Source organism: Bradyrhizobium mercantei (genome assembly GCF_001982635.1).
Classification (GTDB): Bacteria; Pseudomonadota; Alphaproteobacteria; order Rhizobiales; family Xanthobacteraceae; genus Bradyrhizobium; species Bradyrhizobium mercantei.
This window is the reverse complement of record NZ_MKFI01000003.1, coordinates 848,077-856,275: the sequence shown is the minus strand read 5'-3', so window position 1 is coordinate 856,275 and position 8,199 is coordinate 848,077. Positions and strand designations below refer to the sequence as shown.

The following is an 8,199-nucleotide window of genomic DNA, read 5'->3' as shown; positions in this document are numbered from 1 at the left end:
GGGGATGCAGAGGCGAGCAACGCTAGGCTCGCGTAGTACGAGGCCAAAGTGCTGCCGAACAAGCCGCGACGGGATTCCTCGAGTGAACGACCAACATGCCAATGGCATCAGATCCCCCACAGCAAGCGTCCCGTTTGCGTCGACCAACTGCCTCGCGAGATCACGTGGCACGTCGCTTGCTTCACTCATGGCGGAAGCACGGTTTTCGGCGCGAAGTGATCTTGGGAGGACAATATGCTTGGAATTGGAAGTAAGTTGCCGTCGTTCGAAATCACAGGCGTAAAGCCTGGCTTTCACACGCCGCAGGAAGAAGGGCAGAGCGCATTCGAAACGTTGACTGAAGACAGCTTTTCCGGGAAATGGAAGATCATCTTCTTCTACCCGAAGGATTTCACGTTCGTCTGCCCGACCGAGATCGCCGAGTTTGCGCGGCTATCCAAGGATTTTGCCGACCGCGATGCGGTCGTACTGGGTGGTTCGACCGACAACGAGTTCTGCAAACTCGCTTGGCGACGCGCACACCAGGACCTGCACAATCTGCCGATCTGGCAATTTGCCGATACCACAGGGGCCTTGGTCGATGGCCTTGGCGTGCGTTCGCCCGAGGGCGTGGCTTACCGCTATACCTTCATCGCTGATCCTGACAACACCATCCAACATATCTATGCGACCAATCTCAATGTCGGCCGCAGCCCCAAGGACACACTTCGCGTCTTGGATGCGCTGCAGACTGACGAACTCTGCCCGTGCAATCGCGAGATCGGCGGCGAAACGCTGAACGCGGCTTGAGGCAGCATGTCGTCGATCGAGCAGTTGAAGGAACAAATCCCCGACTTCGCAAAGGACATCAGGCTCAACCTGATGTCGATGGTCGCCGATGAGACGTTGTCGCTGCAGCGCCAGTACGGGCTACTGTTGGCGTGCGCGATCGCCACCCGTAGTCCAGCCGTGATCGCCGCGATGGAATCGGCTGCCGCCGCCGTGATGACCCCAGTCGCGATCACCGCAGCGAGATCCGCAGCTTCCGTGATGGCGATGAACAACGTCTATTACCGCTTCGTCCACCTCGCCAGCAACCCGGAGTACAAGATGATGCCGGCGCGGCTACGGATGAACGTTATCAGCGATCCCGGCGTTGAAAAGTCCGATTTCGAGCTGTGGTCGCTGGCGGTCTCGGCCATAAACGGCTGCGGCGCCTGTATTGACGCGCACGAGAAGGCGCTGCGTGCGGCAGGCGTCAGTAGTGAGACGATACAGACTGCGGCGCGTTTTGCCGCCATCGTGCAGTCGGTTGCAGTTGCGATCGAAGCGGCCGGGCATGACGCTGCACCGACGGGCTGATCTACCCTCGCCCGCTCTTTGCAGATCGGGTGAAAACCTGACGCAAGCTGACCTTGTGTCAGGTTCTTAAGCAAAGTGCGTTGCTTTGCGAGTGCCGTCGTTCGGCGCGGTGTCGAGAGGGGCACTGAAGCTGCGGTGGATTTCTCAATCAACGGCCATCGCAAGTCCGTCGTTTGCGCCCTGTCTAATTTGTTCCTTAGTTTATTATCGTTTTTCTGCACACCGGGTCGGTCAAGCAGACAAACGTTGTGCAGATATCACCCAGCCACGGGTACAGGCTGCAAGGATCTGATGCATCGGCGACCTGCGTATTGTTGTCGACCGGTTGCGATGCCTCAGCGACGAAAGTCGGAACCGCCGCAGCAAGCACGACGGCGCTCGCAGTCACAAACAACCATTTTTTCATTCGAGCATCACCCAAGATTGGCCCCAGCCGAGCTGAAGCTAGCAGCACGAACGCAGAATGCAAATCTGACGTTACGTCAGGTTTTGGCTTGGAGATTGTTACCAAGCGCTCCACAGCGCAGTTCCCGATGACGTATTAGGCTCGCTCGGCTTCCGATCGCGTTCGCGGATCCGGATCTCGGCGATTAAAAGTGGGACTGCGGCCGGATGAGCCACACAACGTTTTCAGATTTTGCGCTCTGCTATTCCTCTGATGTCGTAATTGAGGAACGTCTTCCGGTCGCTATCCGACCGGAAAGGCTACGCAAGCCGCGCGATGAGGACACATGGGTATGGCACGTGACGAGGATTTTCCTTCGCGCTGGTCGCGACGGCTTTATTGCCTTGCGGATATTTGACCAAGAATGCCTGTTCGTTAAATGCCTTCTTGGCATAGGCCAATTTCATATGATCTCGGGAACACTTCGGTCTGTCCCCGCGCATGTGTGGCCGGTAAGTTCGAACAGATGGCGCGCCGGCTCGAGTTGAGAAAATGGCTCTGCCACGCCTTCGCTGTGCCTGAGTTCGTCGGATTCCGACCTGGAGTAACTATGCCGCCTGGCGGCATCAAGCCAGTGAGAGGCGAACTGAAGCCGTGGCGGGATCGTCTCGTTCAATGGCGTCACACCGCGATCTTTCACCCCTTACCCAAACTTGAATAACACACCATATCCACCGCGCGGATAACTCCATTCGATGTCGCCGGTCGGCTCGCCGATGACGCGGCAGGTGCCACACTCGATGCAGCCGTCGACGGTGACTTCGACCTGCCCCTCGTCGTTAAGCTCATAGCAGCGCGCGGGGCAGGCTTTCAAAAGTGCAAGGAGTTGCGGCGATGGCGTGGTGTGGGCGCGCACCTTGACGTGGGGCCTGCCGACGTCGACAAGGTAGCGGTTGTAGTACAATTTGTCCTCAACACGCACTAAAGGCTCGGCATTCATGCTTTAACCTCCTTTGTCCAGTTCGACTTGGTTTGTCAGGCTCGATCTTGGTCAGCGCCATGCACGAGCGAAACGGAATGCATCGCCGAACAGACCTGTCCACGACCGCGCCTTGACAAAGGATTTCAAAGTCATCTTCTCCTTCTCGGCCTTCGGCGTACCATCGACACGCACAAAGTTCTGCATCGCCCTTGAGAGCAGTTGCGGATAGGTGAGGAAGAAGTTTTGCGAATTGGTGTGCATCAGGATCGGCAAATCCTTGTATTTCTTCAGATCCTTGATGACAAAGGAATCATCCAGCATCTTCTTGTAGAGCGACAGGTTTTTTGCGGTCATGCGATCGCCGCGCGATTTCAGCTGGGAGATTGCTTCGGCGGCGATGCGGCCTGAGGTCATCGCAAGGTTGGAGCCTTCGCGATGGACGGCATTGTTGAGCTGCGCCGCGTCGCCTGCCACCACCCAGCCCTCACCATAGAGCTGCGGAATCGCCTTGTAGCCGCCCTCGGGAATGAGGTGTGCGGAATATTCCTTGACCTCGGAGCCTGCGATCAGCGGCGCCACGGAGGGATGCCTCTTGAAGTGATCGAGCAACCCGTAGGGCGTCTCACCGGTGCGCTGGAAGTCGGCGACAAGGCAACCGATACCGAGCGAAATGCACTCCTTGTTGGCATAGATGAAACCCATTCCGGTCATGCCGCGGGAAATGGTACCTGCGGCTTCAATCACGAGACCCTCGTCGCCCTCGAGATTGAAGCGAGCCTCGATCGTCTCGCGCGGCAGGAAGTGCATTTCCTTGACCGCTAATGCCACCTTGTCAGGCTCCGGCCGTGCGCGCAGGCCCGCACGCGTCCCAAGCAGGCCATTAACCCCTTCGGCCAACACCACGACGTCGGCGTGTATCTCGCCGTCGCGGCGATCTGTATGAATACCGATCACTTTTCCATGGTCGTCTCGTGCGAGCTCGGTAACCGTCGTCTCGCATAATACGGTCGCGCCAGCCTCCCGCACTTTTGACGAGAACCATTTGTCGAACTGCGCGCGAATGATGGTATAGCGGTTGGGCCGCTCCTCGTTGAAGTCCTCGGAGCGATACTGCATGCCGAGGTGGGAGCGATCGTCCATCATCCAGAACCGCTGCTCGACCAGGTGGCGTTCGAGCGGCGCCTCGTCGCGGAAGGCCGGTATCAGCTTTTCCATCATGTCGGCATAGAGGATTGCACCCTGTACATTCTTCGATCCGGCATATTCGCCGCGCTCGAGCTGCAGGACCTTCATGCCGCGCTTAGCCAGAGTCAGTGCCGCCGCGTTGCCCGCCATCCCGGCGCCAACGACGATTGCGTCGAACCTCTCATCGATCATGACAATCTCCTAGCTCGCGATCCGGGCGCGCGAATGCGGCAAGAGCCGCGCTCGAAATGCGGCCGTCAGCGCCGGCAACAATTGCAGGGCGTCGTTGACGATGGCGATATGGGCGAAATCGAATATCGGCGCATTCTTGTCGGTATTGATCGCGACGATCAGATCTGCGCCCTCGACGCCGACCCTATGCTGGATCGCACCGGATATGCCAGCGGCGATATAGAGCTTTGGCCGAATGGTCTTGCCGGTCTGGCCAATCTGCCGGTCAGTCGAGACCCAACCCTTTTGCACCAGAGGGCGTGAGCAACCATACTCGGCGCCAAGGACTGTTGCGAGCTGGCGCACCAAGTGGAAGTTGTCCTGCGATCCCAGTCCCAAGCCGCCGGCGACCACGACATCGGCGTAGGCAAGATTGGACGTTTCGGAATCGCGGTCCGGAATGAACGACAGCACCTTGGTGACGATATCGTCCTCAATGAGACCGAGCGGATGGATAACGATGCGGGACGCATCGCACTCGACACGTTCGGGCATCGGCATGACGCGCGGGCGGACGGTTGCCATCTGCGGCCGGTAATTCAAGGTGTAGATCGTGCAGAGCAGCGAGCCGCCAAAGGTCGGACGTGTGGCCGCAAGCGAACCATCAGCGTCGACGTCGAGCGCGGTGCAGTCAGCAGTTAGCCCCGTCAGAAGCGTCGTCGCGACCGATCCCGCCAGATCGCGGCCGAGCGTGGTGGCGCCGAGCAGCAGTATTTCGGGCTTGTAGGCGTTGACAAGTTCGGTCAGCGCCTTGGTATAGGATTCATTGCGATACTCCGACAGAATGTTGTCGGGCACGAGATAGCTCAGATCGGCGCCATAGCAGAACGATTCAAGCGCGGCATTGCGCGTCGCCTCCCCCTCCGGACCGATTACGATTGCGGCGAGATCAACCTTCAGCTTGTCGGCAAGCCTGCGGCCCGCGCCCATGAGCTCCCAGGATACGGGATGTACCTGACCGCGCTCCTGCTCGACGAAGACCCAGACGTGCTTATAGGCCTTAAAGTGCTCCGGCAATTCTCTTTTGGCTGCGGCACGGCCGCCTACGGCCGGCATGGCAGCTTTGGTGACGTTGCTCATACCTTTGAATTCCCTCAGAACCAGCGCGCCTGCGCTACAGGATCGCGCTCTAGCTTCGATTGCCCCTTGAAGATGGATTGATCAGCGCCGGACCGGCTTCTTGGCTGCCGCCATCGGCTCCGCCGTTGCGGTTTGGCCCCAGCGCAAAAAGGAGCGCTCGGCGATCGCCGGTTGCCGCACAGGTCACGTTTCGACAAGTCATGTTTGAAGATGTCCTTGGCTCCGGCCTCCTCCGCGCCCCATATCGCGACCGGCGCCCGCGCCCGCCGCACGGCGTTGGCCGTGCCGCCGCGGCCAGTCCCGCTCATCGCTTCCAGAAGGGTTGACCAGGCAGCTCCGATTTGTGCGCAACACTCGCGCGCCGCCTTCGACGTGGCGCTACGCGCTGACTGTGGCGAACGCGTTAATCTTTCCGACGAACCCGTCATGTAATTGGTGCACGTCTTCCGGTGCAAAGAAATCGCACACCACCATGATGATTGACCCTCCCGGCAGATGATGCTGCTGGTCGTGGGGTGTTGGAAGATGAGCGCAAAATCAGTAACCTGCTCGATGCAGACGGCCGTATGCATGCCTTCTCCGGACGGTCGTGTGGATGCTTGAGCTATCGATGGATCGGCATCTTTCAGTCAATCCCTGATCTCAATTGCACCGAAGGCAATTTCGAACGGAGCTTCGCGTGAGCATGAGCCATGAAATGATCGCGGCACTGGGAGTGAGCAGCAAACGCAACGTCATTTGTCTTCCTCCAAATCTCATCTGGAACAAAAGTCGGCAGCTCGCCGTCAGTGACGGACATGGCAGAAGAACAGCAAGTGTCGTACCAGTCCCGGCGCCATCGAAAATCAAAAGTTAAAACAATGGCTTGAGATGTTTTGGCGAAGATAACCTGCAACATCACCGGCACGACAACTTCTGACATGGTCGCAAATCCAACAACGCCGCTTTGCTTACTCGTGCAGCGAGTTGAGCTTGATGAAGACGAAGACCGCAAACCTGGGCCGTAACGACAAGGGCGCGGGAACAAGCCGCACCGAGTGTGACGGCGCGGCTACTTCAGAACACTCAATGGCACGAAGGCGGGCCTCTTGGGTTCTGCGTTCTCGTGCTCTGCGTTCTTGGGCTCTGCGACCGCATCCCTCAACACCTTGAATACGCGCTGGTCGATCGGTGACGACACCACGAAATCGGCATAGGCCTGCTCCAGCATTGCCTTGCACCGGGCCATGACCTCTGGTTCCGAGACGCCGGCGAATTGTTCTTTGGCGAGATGTTGCCCCATACGCCCCAGGATATGCAGGCGTGCGACGTCGAGGATCTTGGGGTCGTAGCCGACGTCAAGGAGCGCAAAAAACTCCTCTGCTGAGGCGGCCGCGTTGAGCCGCTCCATGATGCCAGCTGTCGCCGGTGTGTCGCTCATCGAAAACTCTCCCTTCGGCTAAGCCGCCGGCGTGCGATCGGGCCCGGCACAGCCGCAAAATCCTGCCACCCTTTAGCCTTGCAGAGCCCCAACGCATCGGCCAACGGCCAACCAAGGCTTCGGAAACGCGAAACGGTCGAGTAGCACTGGATCGCCTTCGCGAGGCACCGCGCAGGGTCGGACACCTGGACGCCGGCGATGGCCGGCGGGGACAATGCTGGACATGGCATCACGCGCGATGGCTCAATGAGCGTTCACAGACGTCGCGCCAAATCCCAACCAATGTCTCGCGCTCAACCGGCAGCTTGTTCTCAACGGCATATTTCCGCACCCGCGACAGAATCTGTCTTGCCTCATCGGCGCTCGCGGCAAGCTGCAATTCGTCGAGCAGCGTTGTGATCGCCGAAAGTCCAGAATGTTTTCCGATCACAAAACGGTTGGAGCGACCTAGCAAACGGGGGTCAAGCCACTGATAGGTGCGTTGATCCTTCAGCAGACCGTCGACATGAATACCGGATTCGTGAGTGAATACATGCTCACCCACGATCGCCTTGTTCAGAGGAATCGCACGTGCTGCCGCGGCCGCGACCACCGCAGCGACGTTCTCGAGCTCCGGCAGTATGATGGTGGTCTGTCGTCCGTAGAGCTGTTTGAGCGCGACTGCGACCTCCTCCAGCGGCGCGTTGCCCGCACGCTCGCCGAGCCCAATGACCGTCACCGAGGCATGGCTCGCACCGGCTTTGATGGCAGCGAGCGTGTTGGCGGTCGCAAGCCCGAGATCGTCGTGGCCGTGAAACTCGAGCTCGAGATCAGTGGCCGCACGCAAATGCCCGACCAGCGCGCAAGTTGAATCTGGATCAAGCACGCTGAGCGTATCGGCAATGCGAAAGCGCCGCGCACCTGCCGCCTTTGCAGTTGCGACCAGGGTGATGAGAAACTCGACATCGGCACGGGAGGAGTCCTCGCCGCCAACAGCGACCTTGAGCCCCCGCTCACAGGCGTAGCCGACTACTCGCTTCATCTGCTCCAGCGCCAATTCGCGATTTCCGCCAATCTTGGCCGCGATCTGCACGTCGGAGGCCGGGATCGACATGTTGACCATGGATACCTTCGCCTCGATCGCCGCATCGACATCGGCCTCTCGCATCCGGCACCAGCCAATGGTGGTGAGCGGGAGACCGGCTTCGACAATGGCGCGGATCGCAGCGATCTCCTCGCTGCCCATGGCGGGCGTCCCGGCTTCGACTTCGGTGACCCCGGCCCGCTCCAGCGCCCGCGCGATCGCCAGCTTTTCGTCGGCGGTAAACGCAACGCCAGGCGCCTGCTCCCCGTCGCGCAATGTCGTGTCGTTGAGCACGATTGGCTTGGCCGGCGCCATTTCAGACCATGACGGTTTTGCAACAGTTGCGGCAGCGATCACGAGAAACCCCCTGCTATGTCCGACCACGGAATGTGCTTCAGCAACCGGCATGCCACGCCGGCGAGCACATCAAACGATTGACCGATATGTGGTTTTTGTCGGGATTGGATTGTCGCAAACGCGACAGCGTTGCAGAGCGGACGCGTCAAATTGAC

Annotated in this window: 8 protein-coding genes; 2 read left to right on the top strand and 6 right to left on the bottom strand. The window is 59.3% G+C overall.

The window, feature by feature from the left end; genetic code table 11:
- The first annotated feature begins 234 nt into the window (after positions 1 to 234).
- Both BI327_RS17650 and BI327_RS17645 read left to right on the top strand, forming a co-directional pair.
- A complete protein-coding gene (locus BI327_RS17650; protein ID WP_076861999.1) occupies positions 235 to 789 on the top strand; it encodes a peroxiredoxin in 555 nt (184 codons plus the stop codon).
- A gap of 6 nt (positions 790 to 795) precedes the next feature.
- Positions 796 to 1,341 (top strand): carboxymuconolactone decarboxylase family protein, encoded by a 546-nt coding sequence (locus BI327_RS17645; protein WP_076861997.1) that lies wholly within the window; start codon positions 796 to 798, stop codon positions 1,339 to 1,341.
- Between the two features lie 1,088 nt (positions 1,342 to 2,429).
- On the opposite strand, the gene BI327_RS17635 is transcribed toward BI327_RS17645, so the two are convergent.
- The 6 genes from BI327_RS17635 to nifV all read right to left on the bottom strand — a co-directional run bounded on the left by BI327_RS17635 (position 2,430) and on the right by nifV (position 8,002).
- Positions 2,430 to 2,726, bottom strand: a complete 297-nt coding sequence (locus BI327_RS17635; RefSeq protein WP_076861993.1) for a ferredoxin family protein — start codon at positions 2,724 to 2,726, stop codon at positions 2,430 to 2,432.
- 51 nt (positions 2,727 to 2,777) lie between these two features.
- Positions 2,778 to 4,085 carry an FAD-dependent oxidoreductase gene (locus BI327_RS17630; protein WP_076861991.1) on the bottom strand — a complete coding sequence of 436 codons (1,308 nt, stop codon included), beginning with the start codon at positions 4,083 to 4,085 and terminating at the stop codon, positions 2,778 to 2,780.
- A gap of 9 nt (positions 4,086 to 4,094) precedes the next feature.
- Positions 4,095 to 5,204, bottom strand: coding sequence for an electron transfer flavoprotein subunit alpha/FixB family protein (locus tag BI327_RS17625; protein WP_076861989.1), 1,110 nt, complete (start codon positions 5,202 to 5,204; stop codon positions 4,095 to 4,097).
- Between the two features lie 625 nt (positions 5,205 to 5,829).
- Positions 5,830 to 6,126 carry a hypothetical protein gene (locus BI327_RS41735; RefSeq protein ID WP_143271626.1) on the bottom strand — a complete coding sequence of 99 codons (297 nt, stop codon included), beginning with the start codon at positions 6,124 to 6,126 and terminating at the stop codon, positions 5,830 to 5,832.
- Between the two features lie 129 nt (positions 6,127 to 6,255).
- Complete coding sequence (gene nifW, locus BI327_RS17620; protein ID WP_076861987.1) at positions 6,256 to 6,624, bottom strand: nitrogenase stabilizing/protective protein NifW; 369 nt, start codon at positions 6,622 to 6,624, stop codon at positions 6,256 to 6,258.
- Between the two features lie 229 nt (positions 6,625 to 6,853).
- Positions 6,854 to 8,002: a homocitrate synthase gene (gene nifV / locus BI327_RS17615; RefSeq protein ID WP_076861985.1), complete on the bottom strand. Its 1,149-nt coding sequence runs from the start codon at positions 8,000 to 8,002 to the stop codon at positions 6,854 to 6,856.
- Positions 8,003 to 8,199: the final 197 nt, after the last annotated feature.

Excerpts from the sequence above, each read along its gene's own strand:
- BI327_RS17630 (WP_076861991.1), bottom strand. The coding sequence starts at position 4,085 with ATGATCGATGAGAGGTTCGACGCAATCGTCGTTGGCGCCGGGATGGCG.
- nifW (WP_076861987.1), bottom strand. The coding sequence starts at position 6,624 with ATGAGCGACACACCGGCGACAGCTGGCATCATGGAGCGGCTCAACGCG.
- BI327_RS17645 (WP_076861997.1), top strand. The coding sequence starts at position 796 with ATGTCGTCGATCGAGCAGTTGAAGGAACAAATCCCCGACTTCGCAAAG.
- BI327_RS17635 (WP_076861993.1), bottom strand. The coding sequence starts at position 2,726 with ATGAATGCCGAGCCTTTAGTGCGTGTTGAGGACAAATTGTACTACAAC.
- BI327_RS17650 (WP_076861999.1), top strand. The coding sequence starts at position 235 with ATGCTTGGAATTGGAAGTAAGTTGCCGTCGTTCGAAATCACAGGCGTA.
- BI327_RS17625 (WP_076861989.1), bottom strand. The coding sequence starts at position 5,204 with ATGAGCAACGTCACCAAAGCTGCCATGCCGGCCGTAGGCGGCCGTGCC.
- BI327_RS41735 (WP_143271626.1), bottom strand. The coding sequence starts at position 6,126 with ATGTCAGAAGTTGTCGTGCCGGTGATGTTGCAGGTTATCTTCGCCAAA.
- nifV (WP_076861985.1), bottom strand. The coding sequence starts at position 8,002 with ATGGCGCCGGCCAAGCCAATCGTGCTCAACGACACGACATTGCGCGAC.